Source organism: Rhodococcoides fascians A25f, from assembly GCF_000760935.2.
Taxonomy (GTDB): domain Bacteria; phylum Actinomycetota; class Actinomycetes; order Mycobacteriales; family Mycobacteriaceae; genus Rhodococcoides.
Genome location: NZ_CP049744.1, coordinates 2,954,155 through 2,978,086, shown reverse-complemented (window position 1 = coordinate 2,978,086; position 23,932 = coordinate 2,954,155). Strand labels below are relative to the sequence as shown.

The 23,932-nt window shown below is 65.2% G+C and carries 20 protein-coding genes; 14 read left to right on the top strand and 6 right to left on the bottom strand.

What is annotated here, in order from left to right:
* The first annotated feature begins 4 nt into the window (after positions 1–4).
* Positions 5–1,636, top strand: coding sequence for an ABC-F family ATP-binding cassette domain-containing protein (locus tag BH93_RS13980; protein WP_032377844.1), 1,632 nt, complete (start codon positions 5–7; stop codon positions 1,634–1,636).
* A gap of 7 nt (positions 1,637–1,643) precedes the next feature.
* On the opposite strand, the gene BH93_RS13975 is transcribed toward BH93_RS13980, so the two are convergent.
* Together BH93_RS13975 and BH93_RS13970 are read right to left on the bottom strand one after the other, a co-directional pair.
* Complete coding sequence (locus BH93_RS13975; protein ID WP_032377845.1) at positions 1,644–2,210, bottom strand: TetR/AcrR family transcriptional regulator; 567 nt, start codon at positions 2,208–2,210, stop codon at positions 1,644–1,646.
* Positions 2,211–2,325: 115 nt separating this feature from the next.
* Positions 2,326–5,136, bottom strand: a complete 2,811-nt coding sequence (locus tag BH93_RS13970) for an aconitate hydratase (protein WP_032377846.1) — start codon at positions 5,134–5,136, stop codon at positions 2,326–2,328.
* 347 nt (positions 5,137–5,483) lie between these two features.
* Here BH93_RS13970 and BH93_RS13965 point away from each other — a divergent pair, with 347 nt between their 5' ends.
* The 8 genes from BH93_RS13965 (at position 5,484) to BH93_RS13930 (ending at position 14,288) form a co-directional block, all read left to right on the top strand.
* Positions 5,484–6,026, top strand: a complete 543-nt coding sequence (locus tag BH93_RS13965) for an Rv1476 family membrane protein (RefSeq protein ID WP_032377847.1) — start codon at positions 5,484–5,486, stop codon at positions 6,024–6,026.
* A 438-nt stretch (positions 6,027–6,464) separates the two neighbouring features.
* Positions 6,465–7,976 carry an NlpC/P60 family protein gene (locus BH93_RS13960; RefSeq protein ID WP_032378474.1) on the top strand — a complete coding sequence of 504 codons (1,512 nt, stop codon included), beginning with the start codon at positions 6,465–6,467 and terminating at the stop codon, positions 7,974–7,976.
* Positions 7,977–8,200: 224 nt separating this feature from the next.
* Positions 8,201–9,445 (top strand): AAA family ATPase, encoded by a 1,245-nt coding sequence (locus BH93_RS13955; protein ID WP_037174295.1) that lies wholly within the window; start codon positions 8,201–8,203, stop codon positions 9,443–9,445.
* Positions 9,442–10,440, top strand: coding sequence for a DUF58 domain-containing protein (locus BH93_RS13950; RefSeq protein ID WP_230592489.1), 999 nt, complete (start codon positions 9,442–9,444; stop codon positions 10,438–10,440). The genes BH93_RS13955 and BH93_RS13950 overlap by 4 nt, the downstream gene beginning before the upstream one ends.
* Positions 10,437–11,429, top strand: coding sequence for a VWA domain-containing protein (locus tag BH93_RS13945; RefSeq protein ID WP_032377848.1), 993 nt, complete (start codon positions 10,437–10,439; stop codon positions 11,427–11,429). The genes BH93_RS13950 and BH93_RS13945 overlap by 4 nt, the downstream gene beginning before the upstream one ends.
* Positions 11,430–11,495: 66 nt before the next feature.
* A complete protein-coding gene (gene fabG1, locus BH93_RS13940; RefSeq protein ID WP_032377849.1) occupies positions 11,496–12,218 on the top strand; it encodes a 3-oxoacyl-ACP reductase FabG1 in 723 nt (240 codons plus the stop codon).
* Positions 12,219–12,278: 60 nt separating this feature from the next.
* The gene (gene inhA, locus BH93_RS13935; RefSeq protein ID WP_032377850.1) at positions 12,279–13,103 is read left to right on the top strand and encodes an NADH-dependent enoyl-ACP reductase InhA; all 825 of its coding nucleotides are present in this window, start codon (positions 12,279–12,281) and stop codon (positions 13,101–13,103) included.
* A 102-nt stretch (positions 13,104–13,205) separates the two neighbouring features.
* Positions 13,206–14,288, top strand: a complete 1,083-nt coding sequence (locus BH93_RS13930) for a ferrochelatase (protein WP_037173788.1) — start codon at positions 13,206–13,208, stop codon at positions 14,286–14,288.
* A gap of 25 nt (positions 14,289–14,313) precedes the next feature.
* On the opposite strand, the gene BH93_RS13925 is transcribed toward BH93_RS13930, so the two are convergent.
* On the bottom strand, positions 14,314–15,144 hold the full coding sequence (locus BH93_RS13925; protein ID WP_037173787.1) for a hypothetical protein: 831 nt from the start codon (positions 15,142–15,144) through the stop codon (positions 14,314–14,316).
* Positions 15,145–15,220: 76 nt separating this feature from the next.
* Here BH93_RS13925 and BH93_RS13920 point away from each other — a divergent pair, with 76 nt between their 5' ends.
* From BH93_RS13920 to BH93_RS13910, 3 genes are all read left to right on the top strand, one after another.
* Positions 15,221–16,030 carry a DUF3097 domain-containing protein gene (locus BH93_RS13920; RefSeq protein WP_037174292.1) on the top strand — a complete coding sequence of 270 codons (810 nt, stop codon included), beginning with the start codon at positions 15,221–15,223 and terminating at the stop codon, positions 16,028–16,030.
* An 88-nt stretch (positions 16,031–16,118) separates the two neighbouring features.
* Positions 16,119–16,550, top strand: coding sequence for an NfeD family protein (locus BH93_RS13915; RefSeq protein ID WP_032378478.1), 432 nt, complete (start codon positions 16,119–16,121; stop codon positions 16,548–16,550).
* Positions 16,551–16,553: 3 nt separating this feature from the next.
* A complete protein-coding gene (locus BH93_RS13910; protein WP_032377853.1) occupies positions 16,554–17,738 on the top strand; it encodes an SPFH domain-containing protein in 1,185 nt (394 codons plus the stop codon).
* A gap of 12 nt (positions 17,739–17,750) precedes the next feature.
* Here BH93_RS13910 and BH93_RS13905 read toward each other — a convergent pair whose 3' ends face one another.
* The 3 genes from BH93_RS13905 to BH93_RS13895 are packed head-to-tail and all read right to left on the bottom strand — an operon-like array spanning position 17,751 to position 19,604.
* Positions 17,751–18,260 (bottom strand): hypothetical protein, encoded by a 510-nt coding sequence (locus BH93_RS13905; RefSeq protein ID WP_037173786.1) that lies wholly within the window; start codon positions 18,258–18,260, stop codon positions 17,751–17,753.
* Complete coding sequence (locus tag BH93_RS13900; protein ID WP_037173784.1) at positions 18,257–18,856, bottom strand: hypothetical protein; 600 nt, start codon at positions 18,854–18,856, stop codon at positions 18,257–18,259. Before BH93_RS13900 ends, BH93_RS13905 begins: the two co-directional genes overlap by 4 nt.
* A 31-nt stretch (positions 18,857–18,887) precedes the next feature.
* Positions 18,888–19,604: a TVP38/TMEM64 family protein gene (locus BH93_RS13895; protein WP_037150482.1), complete on the bottom strand. Its 717-nt coding sequence runs from the start codon at positions 19,602–19,604 to the stop codon at positions 18,888–18,890.
* Between the two features lie 169 nt (positions 19,605–19,773).
* Here BH93_RS13895 and mutA point away from each other — a divergent pair, with 169 nt between their 5' ends.
* Positions 19,774–21,663 (top strand): methylmalonyl-CoA mutase small subunit, encoded by a 1,890-nt coding sequence (gene mutA, locus BH93_RS13890; RefSeq protein ID WP_037173783.1) that lies wholly within the window; start codon positions 19,774–19,776, stop codon positions 21,661–21,663.
* On the top strand, positions 21,660–23,930 hold the full coding sequence (scpA, locus tag BH93_RS13885; RefSeq protein WP_037150476.1) for a methylmalonyl-CoA mutase: 2,271 nt from the start codon (positions 21,660–21,662) through the stop codon (positions 23,928–23,930). The genes mutA and scpA overlap by 4 nt, the downstream gene beginning before the upstream one ends.
* Positions 23,931–23,932 lie beyond the last annotated feature (2 nt).

The following is a 23,932-nucleotide window of genomic DNA, read 5'->3' as shown; positions in this document are numbered from 1 at the left end:
ACGCGTGATCACCGCCACCGACCTGGAAGTTCGTGCCGGTGTGCGGACCCTTCTGTCCACCGAGGGGCCCGCGCTCCGTGTACAGGCAGGCGACCGCATCGGGCTGGTGGGCCGTAACGGTGCAGGCAAGACCACCACTCTGCGCATCCTGGCAGGCGAGGGTGAGCCGTATGCGGGTGAGGTCGTGCGCACCGGAGAGCTCGGTTACCTTCCGCAGGATCCCAAAGAAGGCGACCTCGACGTCCTGGCCAAGGACCGAGTGCTCTCGGCCCGGGGCCTGGACACTCTGCTGCACAGTATGGAGAAGCAGCAGGCGCTGATGGCCGAGGTGGCCGACGAGGCGTTGCTCGACAAGGCCGTCCGCAAGTACGGCGAGCTCGAAGAGCGGTTCGCTTCGCTCGGTGGTTACGAAGCCGAGAGCGAAGCGGCTCGCATCTGCAACAGTCTCGGCCTGGCCGACCGCATCCTCGGTCAACCGCTGCGGACCCTGTCCGGTGGTCAGCGCCGACGCGTCGAACTGGCTCGCATTCTGTTCGCCGCGTCCGATGGCAGTGGTGGGCGCTCGAACACCACGCTGCTGCTCGACGAGCCGACCAACCACCTCGACGCGGACTCCATCACGTGGCTGCGGGGATTCCTGCAGAACCACGAGGGCGGACTCATCGTCATCAGCCACGACGTCGAACTACTCGGTGATGTGGTGAACCGGGTGTGGTTCCTCGATGCCGTGCGCGGTGAGGCCGACATCTACAACATGAACTGGAAGAAGTACCTCGACGCACGGGCCACGGACGAGCAACGGCGCCGTCGCGAGCGCGCGAACGCCGAGAAGAAGGCGGGCGCACTACGCGTCCAGGCCGCCAAGATGGGGGCCAAGGCGACGAAAGCCGTTGCGGCACAGAACATGGCGAAGCGCGCAGACAAGCTGATGGCCAACCTCGATGCGGAGCGCGTATCCGACAAGGTTGCGCACATTCGTTTCCCCGAGCCGGCTCCGTGCGGCAAGACACCGTTGATGGCCAAGAACCTCACCAAGATGTACGGGTCGCTGGAGATCTTCGCCGGCGTCGATCTGGCGATCGACCGGGGGAGCCGCGTGGTGGTGCTCGGTCTGAACGGTGCGGGCAAGACGACGCTGCTCCGAATCCTGGCGGGAACCGAAAAGGCCGACACCGGAGAGATCGAGCCGGGCCACGGCATGCGCGTCGGGTACTTCGCGCAGGAACACGACACCCTCGACGATCACGCGTCGGTGTGGGAGAACATCCGGCATGCGGCACCCGACACCGGCGAGCAGGAGCTCAGATCGCTTCTCGGTGCTTTCATGTTCACCGGCCCCCAGCTCGAGCAGCCGGCAGGAACACTCTCGGGCGGTGAGAAGACACGTCTGGCGCTCGCCGGACTGGTGTCCTCGGCTGCGAACGTCCTGCTGCTCGACGAGCCGACCAACAACCTCGATCCGATCTCGCGCGAGCAGGTCCTCGACGCGCTGCGCAGCTACAAGGGTGCAGTGGTGCTGGTGACTCACGATCCGGGTGCCGCCGAGGCACTCTCACCCGAACGAGTGATCCTCCTTCCCGACGGCACCGAGGATCACTGGTCGCAGGAATACCTGGAACTGATCCAACTCGCCTGACCTGGGGTCAGTCCTGCCGGCGGACCGATTCTTCGACCAGATCCAGAATGGCCGAAAGATTGGACCCGCCCTGCCCTGACGCGATTCGGGCGACCAGACCGTCCAGCACGAGGTCGAGGTAGTCGGCCAGGACGTCGTTGGGTACGTCGTCGCGCAGTTTTCCTGCCGTCTTCTGCCGTTCCAGTCGGCCCAGGGTCGCGTCGGTGAGCTCTGCCGACCGTTCGGCCCAGCTGGTTCGGAAGTCGGCGTCGGTTCGCAGCCGTCGGGTGATCTCGAGCCGCGTTCCGAGCCACTCGAACTGCTCCGGCTGGGCCAGCATGTCTCGCATCACCTGAACCAGACCTTGCGTCGCCGCGACCTCTGCCATGCGACGGGCATCCTCCTGCGCCAAGGCGAGGAAGAGACCGTCCTTGTCTTTGAAGTGGTGGAAGATGGCGCCACGCGAGAGTCCCGTCGCCTCCTCGAGGCGTCGCACGGTCGCGCCCTCGTAGCCGAACTCTCCGAAGCACTTGCGCGCACCGTCGAGAATTTCGCTGCGGCGGGCGGCCAGGTGGTCTTCGCTGACCTTGGGCACGTGTGAAACTCCTACTTTTCGATGAAGGGCCCCGCACCGATACGGCGATGGGCCCGAAACACGTATCGAGTTCCGGGCCCATCGCTGTGTGGCGTCTGTCTTCAGTGCCGTGTGACTAGCCTCTGATCATGTTGCGCAGGACGTACTGCAGGATTCCGCCGTTGCGGTAGTAGTCCGCTTCACCGGGGGTATCGATACGGACCACGGCGTCGAACTCGACCTTGGTTCCGTCTTCCTTGGTCGCGGTCACTGCCATCGTCTTCGGGGTGGTGCCCTCGTTCAGCTTTTCGACGCCGACGATGTCGAACGTCTCGGTTCCGTCGAGCTTGAGCGACGCTGCGCTCTCGCCGGCCGGGAACTGCAGGGGAACGACGCCCATGCCGATGAGGTTGGAGCGGTGGATGCGCTCGAACGACTCGGTGATGACGGCCTTGACGCCGAGGAGCGAGGTGCCCTTGGCCGCCCAGTCACGCGAGCTTCCCGATCCGTACTCCTTGCCGCCCAGTACGACCAGCGGAATGCCGGCCTTCTGGTAGTTCTGCGACGCGTCGTAGATGAACGACTGCGGTCCACCGTCGAGGGTGAAGTCGCGGGTGTAGCCACCCGAGACGTCGTCGAGCAGCTGGTTCTTCAGACGGATGTTCGCGAAGGTTCCGCGAATCATGACCTCGTGGTTACCGCGGCGCGATCCGAGCGAGTTGTAGTCCTTGCGCTCGACCCCGTGGGAATCGAGGTACTGCGCAGCAGGCGTACCTGCCTTGATGGGTCCTGCCGGGCTGATGTGGTCGGTGGTGACCGAATCGCCGAGCAGGGCCAGTACGCGTGCACCCTTGATGTCCTCGACCGGAGCCGGGTCCATCGTCATGCCGTCGAAGTACGGAGGCTTGCGCACGTACGTCGACTTGGGATCCCACTCGAACGTGTCGCCCTCGGGGGTGGACAGGTTCTGCCAGCGGCTGTCGCCGGCGAAGATGGTCTCGTAGGACTTGCTGAACATGTCCCGGCTGATCGACGACTTGATGGTGTCTTCGATCTCCTGCGAGGACGGCCAGATGTCCTTGAGGTATACGGGGTTGCCCTCGTGGTCCTCGCCGAGTGCGTCGGTCTCGAAGTCGAAGTCCATCGTGCCCGCGAGACCGTAGGCGATGACCAGCGGCGGTGAGGCCAGGTAGTTCATCTTGACGTCGGGGGAGATGCGACCTTCGAAGTTGCGGTTGCCCGACAGCACGGCGGTAACCGAGAGGTCGTTGTCGTTGATCGCCTTCGAGATCGGCTCGAGCAACGGGCCGGTGTTGCCGATGCACGTGGTGCAGCCGTAACCACCGAGGTAGTAGCCGAGCTTCTCGAGGTAGGGCCACAGGCCGGCCTTCTCGTAGTAGTCGGTGACGACCTGCGAGCCGGGTGCCATGTTGGTCTTGACCCACGGCTTGGTGGACAGGCCCTTCTCCACGGCGTTGCGCGCGAGCAGTGCTGCGCCGAGCATGACCGAGGGGTTCGAGGTGTTGGTGCAGGAGGTGATGCCTGCCACCACGACGGCACCGTGATCGAGGACGAACTCGCCTGCCTCGTCGGTGGTGACCCGGATCGGCTTGCTCGGACGACCCTCGGAACCGTATGCGGCAGAACGAACGTCGACGGAATCCTCTTCGGCGAAGCTCAGCGAAGCGGAGTCGCTTGCCGGGAACGATTCGTCGAGGGCCTCGTCGAGCTTGCTGTCACCCTCGTGCTTCGGGTGGTTCTCCTCGACGTAGTTGTGGATGTCCTTGCGGAACGCAACCTTGGACTCGGACAACAGGATTCGGTCCTGCGGGCGCTTCGGGCCTGCGATGGACGGAACGACCGTGTTGAGGTCGAGCTCGATGTACTCGGAGTACACGGCTTCGTTCTTCGGGTCGTGCCACATGCCCTGTTCCTTGGCGTACGCCTCGACGAGCGCGAGCTGCTCGTCGCTGCGGCCGGTGAGGCGCAGGTAGTTGATCGTCTCTTCGTCGATCGGGAAGATCGCTGCGGTGGAACCGAACTCCGGGCTCATGTTGCCCAGGGTGGCGCGGTTCGCGAGCGGAACCTCGGCCACGCCCTCGCCGTAGAACTCGACGAACTTGCCGACGACGCCGTGCTTGCGCAGCATCTCGGTTGCGGTCAGCACCACGTCGGTCGCGGTGACGCCGGGCTGGATCTCACCGGAGAGTTTGAAGCCGACGACGCGGGGGATGAGCATCGAGACGGGCTGGCCGAGCATGGCCGCCTCGGCTTCGATGCCGCCGACGCCCCAGCCCAACACACCGAGGCCGTTGACCATCGTGGTGTGCGAGTCGGTGCCGACGCAGGTGTCGGGGTAGGCCTGGCCCTTGCGGGTCATGATCGTCGGTGCGAGGTACTCGATGTTGACCTGGTGCACGATGCCCATGCCCGGGGGGACGACCTTGAAGTCGTCGAACGCGCCCTGTCCCCAACGCAGGAACTGGTAGCGCTCACCGTTGCGCTCGTACTCGAGGTCGACGTTGCGCTCGAGGGCATCGGCGCGGCCGAAGACGTCGAGGATGACCGAGTGGTCGATGACCATGTCGGCGGGGGAGAGGGGGTTGACCTTGTTGGGGTCGCCGCCCAGGGTGGTGACGGCTTCACGCATCGTGGCGAGGTCGACGATGCACGGAACGCCGGTGAAGTCCTGCATGATGACGCGTGCAGGGGTGAACTGGATCTCGAAGCTCGGCTCCGCGGACGGATCCCACGAGGCAATCGAACGAATGTGGTCGGCGGTGATGTTGGCACCGTCCTCGGTGCGAAGGAGATTCTCCGCGAGGACCTTCAGTGCGTAGGGCAGTTTCTCGGCACCGGGCAAAGCCGACAGCCGGAAGATCTCGTACGAGTTCTCTCCGACTTCGAGGGTGCCCTTTGCACCGAATGAATCATTACTTGCGGTCACTTCAGCTCCACTCGTCTATGAGGCACACCGCCGACGGGGCTGTGTCGACGGTTGAAGCGAGACGCTGTCCGTGTGTCTCGGCATGGCATCCGGCGTGCGTATTGCCTGCGGACGCTCGGGCAGTGTCTCGATGGAAGTCTAACAGTACGCTTGTCCTGTGAAAACGTGCGGGTCCGTTTCGCGGAGGATGCCGACAGAACGACCCGCGTCACAATCCTCACGTACTGTTTCGAGCGACGCAATGAAGGGCGACCTCAGTTGCTGCCCTGGAGGTGCACGCCTCCCGGGTATCGAGAGCACTGTGACGTAGGGTTTCACGCGACTGGTTCCTACCGACTGGACGAGAGATGCCTGAACCGATTCACGCCGTTTCCCCACTTGCCACCGATATTCCGGCAGGTCTGGACGTCGACAGCATCGTCGCCACGGTCCGCGAGACCGGCGTGAGTGCGCCCGCCGACGAGGAAGCAGCGTTGTCCGCAGCTGTGGCTCGCGCAGAAGACCATGGGATCGATCTGAGCATCGTGATCGTGCCGAACGAACCGCGCCACGACTCGCAGCTGCGCGACCTCGCCACCGCAGTCGGTGCACGCGAGGGTGGCACCGTACTGGTCCTGAGCCCCGGGCAAGTGGGCACGTTCAGCGACTCGATCAGCCGGGTGACCCTCGAAGCCGGTCAAGATCGCACCTACACCGGAAACCACATCGTCGCGGCCGACAATTTCGTCGACACGCTCGTCGAGGATCAGACGCCGTGGGGTCTGCTCACCGGTGGACTCGTCGTCGTCGTAGCTGCCGTTGCCACTCTGACTGCAGTCGTGAAGGCCCGCAGATTCCGGGCTCGGGCGACGGCACCCGAGAGCGCGAATCGCGACTCCGGAGAGAATTGACACGACGCGTCGACGCGTCGTTCGGGTGACTGACGCCCGCACCGTAGATCCGGCCGTGATTGCAACGGCCGTGCCGCAGGAAAAAGTCGGAAAAATTGTTTCCGGCAAACCCCGAGTTCACGGCGTTGTGCCTGGTGGAATTACAAATGTGTCATTTGGGACTGGAGTTTCTTTAGGGTGCAAAGTGTCGTACGGTGCCATTGGCACTGCTGGGGAAGGAGTGTCGCAGAAGGCAGAGTGTCGTCCGTGGGGAACTCGGGAGGCCACTGCTTCGGGTGTGACTGACGTGGTTCGCACCTGTCGTGTCGCTGCGTGCTTCTTTCCCGCCCGGCGATAGCGCTCACCGTCACCTGCGATCGGGGTGGGAACGGCAAGCGCGTCGGCGGCACGACGGTTCGACTCGGACCTGACTGAATGCCGGACCCGAGGGAGATATTCGTGAGCCGACGTCCAGTCCGCGCCACCCGCCGTAAAGCGCTCGTCCGTACCCGATTCGTGCTGGTAGGTGCCGGCCTCGTCATCGCGTTGATGGCAACCCTTCCCGGAGTTGCCGCCGCCGTGCCGCCGCCACCGCCGAACCCATCCGACAGCGACCTCGCTGCCGCCGGAAGTGCAGTCGATTCCCGCCTGGGCCAGGTCGGTCAGCTGATCGACGCGATCGCGTCGGCCAACCAGCAACTCGCTCGACTCGACGACGAGGTTGCCTCGAAGCGGGAGGGCGTCAACAAGGCCCTCGTGGATCTGCAGAATGCGCGCGACGCAGCGGACGTCGCTGCCGCGGTCGTCGGCGCAGCACAACAGGCACTTGCCGATGCCGGCACCCAAATTCAGGCAGCCCAGCGCAAATTCGACGAATTCGCGAAGTCCAGCTACACGCAGGGCTCCGGTGTTGCGTCGATGGCCTCGTTCCTCGGTTCGAGCGGACCGGACGACGTCTTGGATCGTGCCCAAGTACTCAAGGTGCTCTCCAACAGCCAGAACGCGGTGCTCGACGGGCTCCAGCGGGCCCGGACCGAACAGGCGAATCGCGATTCTGCGGCGCGGGACTCGAAGCAGCAGGCAGATGCAGCGGCGTCGGAAGCCGAGGCCAAGAAGGCTGAGGCCGAGCAGGCCATCGCCGAGGCCCAAGCTGCTCTGCAGGCCGAGGCCGATCAGAAAGCAGCGATCGAGTCCCAGCGTGACGCCGCCCAGACCGAGCTCGATTCGGCGCGCAGCAATGTCGCCGGTCTGCAGGATCAGCGAGCGGCATACGGCGACTGGGAAGCCCAGAAGGCAGCCGAGGATGCGGCCATCGCGGCCGCCACCGCCGCAGCGAAGGAAGCTGCTGTGCAGGCAGCTGCCCGGGTGTCGGCCAATCTTGCCGCCCAGCAACGCGCGGCAGCCATTGCCGAAGGCCAACGTTCGCACGTGGACGTTGACGAAGATTCGAGCGCGACGACCGATTCGGACAGCTCGACCACAACCACGCCCACCAAACCGAAGACACCGACCAAACCGAAGACGTCCACCACGCCGTCGGTCACCGGAAGCGCAGCCGTCGAGTTGGCGATCGACCGCGGAATGAGTCAACTGGGAGTGCCGTATTCCTGGGGCGGCGGCGACGAGAACGGCCCGACCAAGGGCATCAGGGACGGCGGCGTCGCCGACAGCTACGGCGATTACAACAAGGTCGGGTTCGACTGCTCCGGCCTGATGATCTACGCCTTCGCCGGCCTCGGCATCTCGTTGCCCCACTACACCGGCTATCAGTACACCGCAGGTAAGCAAGTGCCTTCCTCGGACATGAAGCGCGGCGACATGATCTTCTACGGCCCGAACGCCAGCCAGCACGTTGCGCTCTACCTCGGTGACGGCAAGATGCTCGAAGCGCCACAGTCCGGCTCGGTGGTCAAGGTGTCCGACGTGCGATACAGCGGCATGACTCCCTACGCAGTCCGCATGGTGTCCTGAGCACGATCCGGTGCCTCTCCGGCCTCGCCTCGGGGGTGCCTTTCGGCGCGCTCGGCGATCACCTGGAATAGTTGATCGCGGCGGTATCGACACGCGCCCGACGATGATCGACTGAAAGCGGTGAATTCTTGGTGACATCACGTGACGGCCGGATTTCGAACGACGAGGAGTCGGCTCACGTCGAGACCTCGACTCGTGATCCACAGGGTGGGGAGCCGAAGCGGGTGGACAGCCCAGGCCTGGCCGAGGACGTCCAGCTTCTCGAGAAGGCCGTGTACGAGGTCAAACGCGTCATCGTCGGTCAGGATCGCCTGGTCGAACGCATTCTGGTCGGATTGCTCGCCCGCGGACACGTGCTGCTCGAGGGCGTCCCGGGCGTAGCCAAGACACTTGCCGTCGAGACGTTCGCGCGCGTCGTGGGCGGCTCTTTCTCGCGAGTCCAGTTCACTCCCGACCTGGTTCCGACCGACCTCGTCGGAACCCGGATCTACCGTCAGGGCCGGGAGGAGTTCGACACCGAACTCGGCCCCGTCGTCGCCAACTTCGTCTTGGCCGACGAGATCAACCGCGCGCCGGCCAAGGTGCAGTCCGCGTTGCTCGAGGTCATGGCCGAGCGTCATGTCACCATCGGTGGCCGGACTTTCCCGATGCCCGATCCGTTCCTGGTGATGGCAACGCAGAACCCCATCGAGAACGAGGGCGTGTACCCCCTTCCCGAGGCTCAGCGCGACAGGTTCCTGTTCAAGATCGTCGTCGACTACCCGACGGTCGAGGAAGAACGCGAGATCGTCTATCGCATGGGCATCAAGGCGCCCGAGCCCAAGCAGGTCCTCGACCCGGTCGAGTTGGTTCGGCTGCAGAATCTGGCCAGCTCGGTGTTCGTGCATCACGCGCTCGTCGACTACGTCGTTCGGGTCATCGCTGCCACGCGTACGCCCGAGCAGTTCGGCCTGGACGACGTGGCCAGCTGGATCGCCTACGGTGCATCACCGCGCGCAACGCTCGGAATCATCGCGGCGTCGAGGGCTCTCGCTCTGCTCCGTGGACGCGACTACGTGGTGCCGCAGGATGTTCTCGAAGTCATTCCCGACGTGCTTCGGCACCGTCTCGTGTTGTCCTACGACGCCCTCGCGGACGAGGTGACTCCCGAGACGGTCATCTCTCGAGTGCTGCAGACCGTCGGTTTGCCGCAGGTGTCGCCGCAGGCGGTTCCGGCGCCGCAGAGCAACGGATCCGGTCCGGACGGCCCGCACTTCGACGGCCGTCAGGCCGGGCCGCAGGGGCAGTACCCGGCCCAGGGCCAGTATCCCGCTCCCGGCCAATTTCCGCCACAGGGCCCGGTGCAGCCGCAGTCGCAGCAGCCAGGACCTCAACAGCCTCCGCAGGGCGGCGGTCAGTACGGTCAGCCGGCACCCTCGCTGCAGAAGCCGTCGGGTGACGGATCGTCGATCGGTACGCCGGGTCAGTGAGCGGATCCGACACCGCTCCCGTGACGGCCGGCAGTACCGGCGTTTCTCGGCCGCCGTCCTTCCGCTCGGGTGAGCTTCGTGATCCTAAGTTGGCTGCAGCGTTGCGGACCTTGGAATTGACGGTGCGCCGACGGCTGGACGGGGTACTGCACGGGGACCATCTCGGGCTGATTCCTGGTCCCGGTTCCGAGCCAGGCGACGCCAGGGAGTACCAGCCCGGTGACGACGTTCGCCAGATGGACTGGTCGGTCACGGCACGCACAACGCATCCGCACGTGCGCCAGTCCGTGGCCGATCGTGAACTCGAGACCTGGCTCGTGGTCGATCTGTCGGCCAGCCTCGATTTCGGCACCACCGGGTGCGAGAAGCGGGATCTGGCTGTTGCGGCTTCGGCCGCCATCACGCATCTGTCGGGCGGTGGTGGCAATCGAATCGGCGCGGTGGTGGCCACCGGGGCCAGCACCACTCGCATTCCGGCACGAGGTGGTCGCGTACACACCCAGTCGATGCTGCGTGCCATTGCCACGACGCCCTCGGCCGAGGACGGTGTGCGGGGCGATCTTCGGGCGGCCATCGAAGCTCTGCGGCGGCCGGAGAGACGCCGCGGCATGGCTGTGGTGATCAGTGACTTTCTCGGGCCCATCGACTGGGAACGATCACTTCGCGCCATCTCGGCCAGACACGACGTGCTGGCCGTCGAGGTACTCGACCCGCGTGACCTCGAACTACCCGACGTCGGCGACGTCGTGCTGCACGATCCGGAGTCCGGCCGCACTCGCGAATTCAGCACGACGCCTCGGCTACGAGCAGACTTCGCCCGTGCCGCGGCAGCGCACCGCGACGACGTGGAGAAGGCGCTGCGGCGCTGCGGAGCGCCCCGGCTGACACTGCGTACCGACGGTGATTGGATCGCCGACGTCGTCCGCTTCGTCACTGCGCGCAGACACACCATCGGATCCGGTTTCACCAATACCGCTCGGACAGGTACGCGATGAGCCTGACGGATTTCGCTTCGCCGTGGTGGCTCGGGTTTCTCGTCGTCGTCATCGCGCTCACGGTCGGCTACATCTGGGTCCAACGGCGCAAGCAGAAGCACGTTCTTCGCTTCTCCAACATGGAGCTGCTCGAGTCCGTTGCGCCCGCCCGGCCGAACCGACTGCGACACCTGCCCACCGCCCTGGTGCTGGTCGGTCTGCTGTTTCTGACAGTCGCGATGGCGGGTCCTACGGCGGACGAGCGCGTCCCACGCAACCGTGCCACCGTCATGCTCGTCATCGACGTCTCGCTGTCGATGGAGGCCACCGACGTCGAGCCGACCCGGTTGGCCGCTGCTCAGGAAGCCGCGAAGTCCTTCGCCGACGGTCTGACACCAGGAATCAACCTCGGGTTGGTCGCCTTCGCGGGCACCGCGTCCGTGTTGGTGTCGCCCACGGCCAACCGCGAAGCCACCAAGTCCGCCATCGACAAGCTGCAGCTCAGCGAGCGAACGGCCACCGGTGAGGCGATCTTCACGTCGCTGCAGTCGATCGACACTCTCGGAGCGATCCTCGGCGGCGGCGACGCGGCACCGCCGGCGCGCATCGTGCTGCTCTCGGACGGTAAGCAGACCGTTCCGCAGAACCTCGACGACCCACGCGGCGGGTACACCGCGGCGCGGGCAGCCAAGGACAAAGGCGTACCGATCTCCACGATCTCGTTCGGCACGAGCTACGGCTCGGTCGAAATCGAGGACGAGGGTGGGGTGGAAAGAGTGCCGGTACCCGTCGATGATCCGTCCCTGCGCGAGATCGCGACTCTCTCCGGCGGCAGCTTCTTCACCGCGTCGTCGCTCGAGGACCTGCGCGACGTGTACGACACCCTCGAGGAGCAGATCGGTTTCGAGATCACTCGCGGAGACGCCTCGCGCCCGTGGTTGATTCTCGGTGTCCTGTTCATCTCGTCGGGGTTGGGTTCGGCTTTGGTGATGCGACAACGATTGCCGTGATCGCTGTTATTACTCACCAGTAAGTTTCGCTTTGTCATTCCAGGACGAACAGATAGGTTGCTAGGCATGTCCACACCTGACTTCATCGCGCGATCGGTACTCGTCACCGGAGGTAACCGGGGTATCGGTCTGGCCATCGCCCAACGGCTCCAAGCCGACGGACACAAGGTGGCCGTCACCCACCGCGGATCGGGAGCGCCCGACGGTCTGTTCGGAGTCGTCTGCGACGTCACCGACTCCGCCTCGGTGGACGCAGCCTTCAAGGAGGTCGAGGAGAAGCAGGGACCGGTCGAGGTGCTGGTGGCCAACGCGGGCATCACCGACGACACGTTGCTGATGCGGATGACCGAGGATCAGTTCCAGCGGGTCATCGATGCAAACCTCACCGGAGCCTTCCGCGTCGCCAAGCGCGCCAACCGCGCCATGTTGCGCGCACGCTGGGGCCGGATGATCTTCTTGAGTTCGGTCGTGGCCATGGCCGGTGGACCGGGGCAGATCAATTACGCAGCGTCCAAGGCGGGAGTCATCGGCATGGCTCGGTCGATCACGAGGGAACTGGGCTCGCGGTCCATCACGGCGAATGTCGTGTCCCCGGGGTTCATCGAAACCGACATGACCGCAGAGCTCTCGGACGACCTGCGCGGCAAGGCAAAAGAATTCATCCCCCTTCAACGTCTCGGTCAGCCCGAGGACGTCGCGGCAGTCGTGAGCTTCCTCGCGGGACCGGACTCGTCGTACGTATCCGGCGCGGTCATTCCCGTCGACGGCGGTATGGGTATGGGGCACTGAAGTCCTACTCGCACAACGATTTCGATAGACGTACACCTCCGAACTAAGGAAAACAGCACTATGGGCGGATTGCTCGAAGGCAAGACCATTCTGATCACCGGCATCATCACCGACGCGTCGATCGCGTTTCACGCCGCAGCCATGGCGCAGGAGCAGGGTGCCAAGGTGATCATCACCGGCTTCGATCGGCTCCGGCTCATCGACCGGATCGCGCAGCGGCTGCCCAAGGAGGTGCCCCCGGCGATCGAGCTCGACGCTACCAACGAGGAGCACCTCGCCGCGTTGGCGGATCGAGTACGCGAAGTGGCCCCCGAGGGCATCGACGGGGTCCTGCACTCCATCGCGTTCGCACCCCGCACCCTGATGGGACCGGACGCCAAGCCGTTCCTCGACGGCCCCGGCCCCGATGCCGCGAGGGCATTCGAGATCTCTGCGTGGAGTTACGCGTCGCTCGCGCGCGCCGTGCTCCCGGTCATGAACGAGGGTGGCTCGATCGTCGGAATGGACTTCGATCCGCGCACCTCGATGCCGTACTACAACTGGATGGGTGTGGCCAAGGCCGCCCTCGAGTCGGTGAACCGTTACGTGGCACGGGAAGTGGGCGCAGCCAAGCGCATCCGCTCCAATCTTGTTGCCGCAGGACCGATCAGGACTCTCGCCGCCAAGGCGATTGCGGGTACCGCGACCGGTGATGCGGCCAAGATGGACCAGCTGAACGTGTACTGGGACGGTGCTGCGCCGATCGGTTGGGATGTCAACGACCCCACTGTCGTCGCCAAGTCCATCGTTGCGCTGCTGTCGGATTGGCTGCCCGGCACCACCGGATCCATCGTGTACGTCGACGGTGGAGCGAGCCACAACACGTACCTGCCCGAAAACATGTGACGTCGCGGTGAGCGGAGTCCGACGTGGGCTCGCTCACCGTAGGTTTCGTCGACCGATTGTGCCCCTGCCGCAGCCCTGCTGCGGCAGGGGCACAATGGATTCATGACCACCCCTGGAGATTTCGACGCACTGTTGGTGCTCTCGTTCGGCGGACCGGAGAAGCCTGCCGACGTTCGACCGTTTCTCGAGAACGTCACTCGCGGACGCGGTGTTCCGCCCGAGCGTCTCGACGCCGTCGTCGAGCACTACATGCATTTCGGGGGTGTTTCCCCGATCAACGAGCTCAATCGCAACATCATCTCTGCATTGCAGGCCGAATTCGATTCGGCTGGAATCGATCTGCCGATCTACTTCGGAAACCGCAACTGGCATCCGATGATCGAGGACACCGTGGCGACCATGAAGTCGGACGGAATCGGCAACGCCTTGGTGTTCCCGACGTCGGCGTGGGGCGGCTACTCCGGGTGCAGGCAGTATCACGAGGACATCGCCCGAGCCCGCGACGCAGTGGGCGACGGCGCACCGCACCTGCTCAAGATCCGGCAGTACTACGACCACCCGCTGATGGTCGACGCTTTCACCGATGCCGTCGCATCGGCGCGAGCCTCACTGCCCGAGCAGCACCGCGCCGGTGCACGCCTGGTGTTCACCGCACACTCCATCCCCTCGGCCGCCGACGCCAATGCCGGTCCGCCCGAAGACGGCGGTCACCTCTACAGCCGTCAGGTTGCCGAGGCCTCGAGGCTCGTTGCGGCCGCGTCCGGTGTCGAGGACTACGACCTGGTGTGGCAGTCCCGATCGGGACCGCCACAGGTTCCGTGGCTCGACCCCGACATCTGTGACCATCTCGAAGCGCTCTCGGCTCGGTCGGTCGACGCGGTGATCGTGTGTCCGATCGGATTCGTGTCCGACCATCTCGAGGTCGTGTGGGATCTCGACACCGAGGCCGAGGAGAAGGCCCGCGAGCTCGGGATGGCCTTCGCCCGCGCCGGAACCCCCGGGTCGGATGTGCGTTTTCCCAAGATGATTCGCGAGCTCGTCGACGAGTACCGCCTCGGTGCCGACTGCCGCGGGCTCGGACGCGTACCGGGCTACGGTTCGACGCTGGACGGAAATCGCTGCGCCGTCGGCTGCTGCGAGCAACCGACCCGGCCGGCTCGTCCTGCCGGGGCCGCTTCCCGATAGTCACCGATCGAACGACCGACGGGCATCAAGCGGAGTGCATCGCCGCTTCGATGCTCGTCGCGACAGCGATGGTGCGGGCAGTACGGACAGCAGCCCACAGCGGCCGAACCAACTCCTCGCGCGCCGCAGCAGCTGTCGCGGTGGGGGCTTCCGACGGAGCAGACCCCGCCGCGACGGTCAGAATAGCCGCAACCCGGTCTGCCGATTCGAGCACCCGGAATGCCCTGTCCGACATCTCGGCGGGGTAGCGATGCCGGGCCGCGTCGGCGATCAGTGCGGCGATGCGGGCGCGTGGATCGGATTGCAGGGTTCGGGTGGGGAGCGACTGCATCTGGGCGAGAGCGTCCGCCGCGCCGCGAACGGCCTCGCGCATCTCGTATTCGGCCTCGCCCAAGCCTTGTTCGCGATGGCCGTGCTCGGGAACGACGATCGAATACACGGTCCAGCGCAACACATCCGGTCCCTCGACGATCGGCACCACTCCGATCCCGTGGTTGCCCGAGGCACCGACTATCACGGCCTGCCCGGCGTTCAGGGCGGCGCGCGAGAAATCCGTGTTCGCCGGCATTCCGCTGACGGCACCGGGGGCAGGCAGAACGAGTCTGACCCGGTCGTCTCCGACTGCAGACCGCATCTCTGCCCCTGCGGTGGCCCTGATCGCCTGCAGCAGGCCTGCGATGCCCTCGACGTAACCGGGATGCTGCAGTCCGAAGCTCGCGGCCGCACCCGCATCGCCCGCACCCACCAGATGCATCGGAGCCCACTCGGACATGGCGTCGATGACGTCGTCCGGTGAGCTGGCACCGGCCAGCCAGGAACTGGCCCACAGGGCAAGACTCGCACTCGAAGAACACACGACTCACGAGCATAGGTCGGCGTGGCGAACCGTGCTCGGGACGCCGGTGTCGCTAGCGTTGACCGCCGTGAACGACATGTACGGCGGAGACATTCTCAAAGGGCACAGTCGGATGCGGAAGGTGCCGGCGCCGGAAGTTCCGGCCGACCGCGGACTGGTCGTCGAAGACGCCGGAACCGGTTACTGCGGTGCGGTGGTCGGATTCGAGCGCACCTATGACGGAGACTTCGTCCGACTCGAGGACGGTGCCCGCACCACGCGACTGTTCGCCCTGCGCGAAGCCGCGTTCCTGATCGACGGCCGTCGGGTGACTCTGGTCCGCCCGAAGCCCGCCGCTGCGACACCGCAGCAGTCGCGCTCTGCCTCCGGGTCCACCAAAGTCGAGGGACTGCGGGCACGAACGGCCCGCGCGAGCCGGATCTGGGTCGAAGGGGTGCACGACGCGGCCCTCGTGGAAAGTGTGTGGGGGCACGATCTTCGAGTGGAGGGAGTGGTCGTCGAGCACCTGGAAGGCCTGGACAATCTGGGGGAGCGATTGGCTGATTTCGGTCCAGGCCCCGGCCGGCGTGTCGGAGTGCTGGTGGACCATTTGGTGACCGGTTCCAAGGAGTCGAAGTTGACGAGGTCGCTGGGCGAGCATGTGCTGGTCACCGGTCATCCGTTCATCGACGTCTGGGAGGCGGTCAAGCCTGCTGCTGTCGGTATCGATGCCTGGCCGAAGATCCCGCGGGGCGAGGATTGGAAGACCGGAATCTGCCGAGAGCTGGGGTGGGGGAGTCCGCGGGAGGGATGGCGTCGGGTGTATTCGTCGGTGTCGAGCTTTCGGGACCTCGAGGCACCGTTGATCGGAGCCGTCGAACAATTGGTCGACTTCGTCACCGAGTGAACGCTCTGTACTGCTGAACGCCCAGGTCAGGACGTTCCGCAGGCTTCACTCCACCGCCGGATGTCCGATTCGTGATTGGATGGAGGCTGTGGCAGCGATCATTTGGCTCATAGCGGCAGTGGTGCTCGCCGGTGCCGAGGCACTGACGGGTGACTTCTTCCTTCTGATGATTGCCGGCGGTGCCCTTGGTACTGCCGGTGTCTCTGCTCTCACGGATTTCCCGGTGTGGGCCGATGCGATCGTCTTCGGTGTCCTGTCTCTGGCGCTGGTTCTCGGGTTGCGACCGATTCTGTTGCGGCGCTTCGCTAATCCGCCCGATACCCCGATGGGCATGGCAGCACTCACCGGCAAGAGTGCCGTGGTGCTCGAGCAGGTCACTGCACACGAAGGTCAGATCAAGCTCGGTGGTGAGGTGTGGACCGCTCGTCCACTCGACGAGACCGAGGTCTATGCCCCGGGTACCACCGTGACCGTGATGGAAATAGACGGCGCTACCGCCGTCGTATGGAAGGGACCGTAGCCAGTGGAAGCACTCATCGCACTGGCTGTCATCGTCGTGTTCGTCGCGGTGCTGATGGCCAAGTCCATCTCGATCGTCCCGCAAGCCGAGGCAGCCGTGATCGAGCGGCTCGGCCGCTACACGCGCACCGTGTCCGGGCAGCTCACGGTCCTCGTACCGTTCGTCGACCGCATTCGTGCCAAGGTCGACCTGCGCGAGAGGGTCGTGTCGTTTCCCCCGCAGCCGGTGATCACCAAGGACAACCTGACCGTGTCGATCGACACCGTCGTCTACTTCCAGGTGACCAATCCGCAATCGGCCGTGTACGAGATCAACAATTACATCGTCGGCGTCGAGCAGTTGACGACCACCACTCTGCGCAACGTCGTCGGTGGAATGACGCTGGAAGAGACGCTCACCTCGCGTGATTCGATCAACGGTCAACTCCGCGTCGTGCTGGACGAGGCAACCGGCCGATGGGGCCTGCGAGTGGCCCGAGTGGAGCTCAAGAGCATCGATCCGCCGCCCTCGATTCAGGAGTCGATGGAGAAGCAGATGAAGGCCGATCGTGAAAAGCGAGCGACCATCCTCACTGCCGAAGGACATCGTGAATCGGCGATCAAGACAGCCGAGGGTGACAAGCAGAGTCGAATTCTTGCAGCCGAGGGTGGCAAGCAGGCAGCGATTCTCACCGCCGAGGGTGAGCGGCAGTCGCGCATCCTGCGAGCGCAGGGTGACCGCGCCGCGAAGTACCTCGAAGCTCAGGGTCAGGCCAAGGCGATCGAGAAGGTGTTCGGTGCCATCAAGGCAGGCAAGCCCACACCCGAGTTGCTCGCGTACCAGTACATGCAGACGCTGCCACAGATGGCTCAGGGCGACGCCAACAAGGTGTGGATGATCCCGAGCGATTTCGGCGATGCGCTCAAGGGCTTCGCCAAGACACTCGGTGCTCCCGGCGAGGATGGGGTGTTCCGCTACGAGCCCAACGAGTCGGCGGGCAACGAGCCCAAGCCCGAGGACGACTCGGACGAGGTAGCCGAATGGTTCGAGACCAAGACCGATCCGGCGGTCGCCGAGGCGGTCAAGGCTGCTGAAGCAGTGGCGCGCAAGCCGGTCGACACGTCGTTGGCTGCGTCTCCCGAACTCTCGAAGGGCTTCGACGTCGGTGCCCTCTCGGCGTCGCCCGAGGCGGAGCCGGAACAGCGCTGAGATCTTCGGTGATCAGTTGAACAGGGCGGTTCCTACACCGGCAGCGGCCAGGGCCCACAGCACGCTGGCGAAGGTGCCGATGATGAACTGTTCGGAGGCATGGGATTCGCGCAGCTCGGGATAGCGCGCGAGTCCCTTGACTGCCAGCACGATGGCGATCCCTTCCGGCCAACCGGCGAGGATCGACACGGCAACGGCCACGCGTTCGAGGATGCCGATGGTCAGTCCACCACGCAGCGGCTCGACCGGATCGTCTCCGGTCGAGTCGCTTTGTCGTCGTGCGACGCGAAACACTGTGGGTACCATCGCTGTTCCGCCCAGGGCCGCAGCGAGGACGGTGAGGACCACTCCGATGGCGTGGCCGAGACCGTAGGCCGGTCCGGCCACCGTGGCCAGGATCGCGGCTGCCGCGAGCAGACTCGACGCGGCGGCGGTGGGCAACCATCGGCGAATGCTGGTGCCGGCGGGGATGGTAGCGGCGACTGCGGTCAGTGCCAGTAGCACCAGGGTGGCAACGATCATGGCCGATGGCTTCCCGTCGTGTTCGCGGTGTCGAGCAATCGAGTCGCCAGGGTGCGTCCCGCATTCTCCACCTGCCAGCCGGCGACGGAGAGTCGTTGCGACATAGCTTGTTTGCTGATCTTCAACCGCTCTGCCGCGTCGGTCTGCGACAACCCGCCCTCCATGAGTGCAACCGCTTCGCGGCCGTGGTCCGAGCGGCGGCCGATCAGGAGGGCAACAAGGGTGAATGCCGTCTCCGCATCTTCGGCGGCAGTGGGCTCGGGGCCGGAGACGGCAAGCGCGGCGGGGGTTCCCTTGGCTCTGGTCACAGCGTCTCGAGCTGCCTCGAAAGCCGGACCACGTCCGGCTCGCGTGGTTTCCGGTAGCGGAAGCTCTACGGAACCGATGCCGATTCCTACGCTCCACTGTGGCGTGGATACCAGTTCGAGCGCGATGGAGACGACGGTGGCGGCGTCCTCGCACACGGCTTGGACTTCGTCTCCTGCCGTGCGATCGAAAGGACGGATCAGCCCGTGGTTGCGATACCGGTCGAGCAGTTCGGGCACCCGATCGATATCACGTCTACTTCGACGTTGGTCCACGGTCAGAACGAACATTGGACAAGGCTAGGTCGTTGATTTGGAATAGTCAAGCTTCAAGGCTTGATTCATCGGAGTCAAGGCTCCCGCCCTGCTGACTGCCGGCAGGAACACGCTCCGACTTCGAGCCGCGCGAGAGCCGCCAATCCACCACCAGGCCGCTCAGTCCGATCGCGATGCAGACCGCGGACAGCACCAGCAGCACCGGATGCGTCTCACCTCCGATGGCACCGCCGATCACGACGATCCCGAGAGTGCCCGGCAGCATGCCGATCGCGGTCGCCACGGCGAACGGCACGAGACGCACCGCCGATACACCGCAGGCGTAGTTCACCAACGAGAACGGCACCGGGGCGATCAAGCGCAGAGAACCGACGGCGAGCCAGCCTCTCCGGCGAAGGCTGTCGTCGATCGAGTCCAGGGCCGAATGGGACATTCGAGCTGCCACGGCCTCGCGTCCGATCGCGCGGACCAGCAACAGAGCCAAGATTGCGCTGACCGTCGACGCACCGATAGTGACGGCCAGGCCGGTCAGCGGCCCGAACAGAACTCCGGCACTGAGTGTGAACAGGGTTCTCGGGACCGGCGCGATGGTCACGATCGCGTGCACGGCGAAGAAAGCGAGCGGGAACGCAGGCCCGACGGCTGTTCCCCACTGGCGAATCTCTTCGACACTCGGATGGGGAGCGAACACGGCCACGAGGGCGAAGACAACGATCACCGCCACCAGCGCGATCAGTCGGAGGTCGCGCAGGTGCCGGGTCACGAGAGGCCAGCGTACCGGCGCAAGGTGACACCTTCGCCATCTCGGAGTTCGACGACCGAGTGGTACGACCGAACGTGAGGTGATCCTCACGATAACCTGCAATGAAGTGGGGTTAGCATCACTTCAAGTCGGGTGTAGAACTGCCCGCCGAACCGAGGGAGCAGCACACGTGTCCATCGCGTCGCACGAAGATGCCGCACGCAGTGCTCATGCGGCCTGGCAGAAGTCAGTGGCCGGTGTGTTGGCCAAATCTCGCAGGGTCGAGGTGGCCGATCTGCCCGCCGATCCCGAACATCTTCTCGATTCCACGACCTACGACGGGATCACGGTCTCCCCGTTGTACACAGCGTTCGACGAGCGACCGGAAGGTCCGCTACCGGGCCAGTTTCCGTACCTACGGGGTCGCGATCCCCATCGCGACGTCAATGCAGGCTGGAAGGTGTGCACTCGGCACGGCTCGACTGCCCGTGACGCCGCCGACGGTGACGCGTCCGTTCTCAACACCCAGATTCTCGACTCGCTGTCCAACGGCACCAGCGCCCTGTGGTTGACGGTCGGCGGCCACGGCGTCGACCCGACCGTGCTGCCGGAGGCTTTGCGCGGGGTGTTCCTCGAGCTCGCACCGCTGACGATCGATGCGCGCGAGGACGTATCTGCCGCGGCAGCCTCGTTGTTCTCGATTCTCGACTCGGCCGACATCGACGATCGCGCCGCGGTCGATATCCGACTCGGAGTGTCCACCCTCACTGCGCAGTTGGGGGGCACCGCGACGATCGAGATGACCGAGGCACTCGAGCTGGTCCGCGAGTCGATCGGTCGCGCCGAGACCGTTCGCACGATCACCGTCGACGGCACCGTCTTCCACAATCTCGGAGCCGGCGACGCGCAGGAACTCGGTGCGTCGATTGCCGCAGGCCTCGAGTACGTCCGCTCCATGACGAACGCAGGAATCGGCATCTCGGATGCTCTGCGCCAGATCGAATTCCGGTTCGCCGCCACCGATGATCAGTTTCAGACCATCGCCAAGTTCAGGGCCGCGCGCACACTGTGGGCGCGCGTTGCGCAGGTGTGCGGATCCCCGGACGCCGGTGATGCTCCACAGCATGCGGTGACCTCGGAAGCAATGATGTCTCAACGAGATCCGTGGGTGAACATGCTGCGCACCACACTCGCGTCGTTCGGTGCCGGGGTGGGCGGCGCGGATTCGGTGACGGTACTGCCGTTCGATGCCGCGCTGCACGGCGGCGCGGCGGGCGTGTCGAAGACCTTCGCGGCCCGCATCGCCAGGAACACCCAATTGCTGCTGCTCGAGGAAGCCCATCTGGGACGGGTGCTGGATCCGGGCGCGGGGTCCTGGTACATCGAGGAGCTGACGGCCGCGGTCGCCGCGAAGGCCTGGGAGTTCTTCCAGAATGTCGAAGCGTCGGGTGGATTCCGCGCCGCCGTCGACGACGGTTCACTCGTGGCGGCGATCGAGAAGACCCGTGCAGAGCGCGATTCCGACATCGCCCACCGGCTCACCCCACTGACCGGCGTCAACGAATTCCCCAATCTGGCCGAGGCTCCACTGAGCCCCGAGCAGACCGCGCAGCAGGGCTCGGCGGTGCACCGGTACGGCAGAGCCTTCGAGGCGCTTCGGGATCGGTCGGATGCCTTTCTGGCCGAGCATGATTCGCGGCCCACCGTGCTCCTGATACCGCTGGGAAGCGTCGCCGAACACAACGTCCGAACGACGTTCGCATCGAATCTGCTGGCTTCGGGCGGAATCGAGGCTGTCAATCCAGGTCCACTGACCGTGGACGGAATTGCCGGATCGGTCGGGAGCTCTCGAGCCTCCGTGGCAGTGGTGTGCGGTACCGACAAGCGATACGCCGACGAGGCGTCCACTGCCGTGGATGCAGCACGCGCCGCTGGTGTTTCGCGGGTTCTTCTCGCCGGACCCGAGAAGATCTTCGCCGGCATCGAGGGCACGTCGCGTCCCGATGGATTCCTGACCGCGAAGGTCGATGCCGTCGCCGTGCTGACCGAACTTCTCGACACCCTGGGAGCCTCGAAGTGACGACCGACGAGAACCGAATCTCGCACACCATCGGCAGTTTCGCCGACGTGCCCCTGGTCGACCCCGACGAGCCGACGCCGTCACCCCCCTCGGCCGAGGACGTCGCCGCTCATGTGGAGCAGGGTGCGAAGGCCAATTTCTACACTCCCGAGCAGGTGGTGTGGTCCACCCCCGAGGGCATCGACGTCAAGCCGGTGTTCACCGAGGCGGATCGTGACGCCGCGGAGGCCGAGGGCTATCCGCTGCACAGCTATCCGGGTGCCCCGCCGTTCCTCCGCGGGCCGTATCCCACGATGTACGTCAACCAGCCGTGGACCATTCGTCAGTACGCCGGATTCTCCACCGCGGCCGAGTCCAACGCCTTCTACCGCCGTAACCTCGCGGCCGGCCAGAAGGGCCTGTCGGTGGCATTCGACCTGGCCACCCACCGCGGGTACGACTCCGATCATCCGCGCGTGCAGGGTGACGTCGGAATGGCCGGTGTCGCAATCGATTCCATCTACGACATGCGTCAGCTGTTCGACGGCATCGACCTCGGTAGTGTCTCGGTGTCGATGACGATGAACGGAGCGGTGCTGCCGATCCTGGCGCTGTACGTCGCCGCCGCGGAGGAGCAGGGCGTCGGGCCGGAGAAACTCGCCGGCACCATCCAGAACGACATCCTCAAAGAGTTCATGGTGCGCAACACCTACATCTATCCGCCGAAGCCGTCGATGCGCATCATCTCGGACATCTTCGCGTACACCAGCGAGAAGATGCCGAAGTACAACTCGATCTCGATCTCCGGCTACCACATCCAAGAAGCCGGTGCCACAGCCGATCTCGAACTGGCCTACACCCTCGCGGACGGTGTCGAGTACATCCGCGCCGGCCTCGATGCAGGTATGGACATCGATACGTTCGCACCGCGACTGTCGTTCTTCTGGGCCATCGGAATGAACTTCTTCATGGAGGTCGCCAAGCTCCGTGCCGGGCGCCTGCTATGGGCCGAACTCGTCCAACAATTCGAGCCCAAGAGCGCCAAATCCCGTTCGCTGCGCACTCATTCGCAGACGTCGGGTTGGTCGTTGACTGCACAGGACGTCTTCAACAACGTCGCGCGTACCTGCGTCGAAGCCATGGCCGCGACCCAGGGCCACACCCAGTCCCTGCATACCAATGCGCTCGACGAAGCACTGGCGCTGCCGACGGACTTCTCGGCCCGCATCGCACGCAACACCCAGCTGCTCATCGCTCAGGAATCCAACACCGTGCGCCCGATCGATCCGTGGGGCGGCTCGCATTACGTCGAATGGCTCACCCACCAGCTCGCGAATCGGGCTCGGGCACATATCGCCGAGGTCGAGGAAGCGGGCGGTATGGCCCAGGCCATCGGTGAGGGCATTCCCAAGCTGCGCATCGAGGAGGCGGCGGCCCGCACCCAGGCTCGCATCGACTCCGGCCGACAGCCGCTGGTGGGCGTCAACAAGTACGTGCCCGACGAGCCCGACACCATCGAGGTGCTCAAGGTCGAGAACTCGAAGGTCCGCCGTGAGCAGATCGAGAAGCTCGAACGCCTTCGTGCCGAGCGCGACACGGCCGAAGTCGAGGCAGCACTGGCGAATCTGACCCGGGCCGCGGCCTCGGATCAGCCGGGAATGGAGAACAATCTGCTCGCTCTCGCCATCGACGCCGCGCGCAAGATGGCCACCGTCGGCGAAATCTCCGATGCGCTCGAGAAGGTCTACGGGCGCCATCAGGCGGAAATCCGGACAATCAGTGGTGTGTACCGCGACGAGGCAGGTAAATCCGAGAACATCACCCGCGCCACCGGGCTGGTCGAGCAGTTCGCCGAGGACGAGGGCCGTCGGCCCCGTGTGCTGGTGTGCAAGATGGGTCAGGACGGGCACGACCGTGGCCAGAAGGTCATCGCCACGGCGTTCGCGGACATCGGCTTCGACGTCGACGTCGGCCCACTGTTCCAGACGCCGGAGGAGGTGGCCCGCCAGGCCGCCGACAACGACGTCCACGTGGTCGGCGTGTCGTCCCTGGCGGCAGGCCATCTGACGCTGGTGCCCGCCTTGCGTCAGGCCTTGGCCGACGTCGGCCGCGGAGACATCATGATCGTCGTCGGTGGCGTCATCCCGCCCGGTGACTTCGACGAGCTCTACGCGGCGGGCGCCGCGGCGATCTTCCCTCCGGGCACCGTCATCGCCGACGCCGCAATCGGGCTGGTGGAGAAGCTGTCCGTCGCGCTCGGGCACGCACCACGCGAGGCCAACGCCTGAGT

Bases quoted from the DNA above. Each gene is read 5' to 3' on its own strand.
- BH93_RS13965 (WP_032377847.1), top strand. From the start codon at position 5,484: ATGCCTGAACCGATTCACGCCGTTTCCCCACTTGCCACCGATATTCCG.
- BH93_RS13945 (WP_032377848.1), top strand. From the start codon at position 10,437: ATGAGCCTGACGGATTTCGCTTCGCCGTGGTGGCTCGGGTTTCTCGTC.
- fabG1 (WP_032377849.1), top strand. From the start codon at position 11,496: ATGTCCACACCTGACTTCATCGCGCGATCGGTACTCGTCACCGGAGGT.
- inhA (WP_032377850.1), top strand. From the start codon at position 12,279: ATGGGCGGATTGCTCGAAGGCAAGACCATTCTGATCACCGGCATCATC.
- BH93_RS13930 (WP_037173788.1), top strand. From the start codon at position 13,206: ATGACCACCCCTGGAGATTTCGACGCACTGTTGGTGCTCTCGTTCGGC.
- BH93_RS13920 (WP_037174292.1), top strand. From the start codon at position 15,221: ATGTACGGCGGAGACATTCTCAAAGGGCACAGTCGGATGCGGAAGGTG.
- BH93_RS13905 (WP_037173786.1), bottom strand. From the start codon at position 18,260: ATGATCGTTGCCACCCTGGTGCTACTGGCACTGACCGCAGTCGCCGCT.
- BH93_RS13900 (WP_037173784.1), bottom strand. From the start codon at position 18,856: ATGTTCGTTCTGACCGTGGACCAACGTCGAAGTAGACGTGATATCGAT.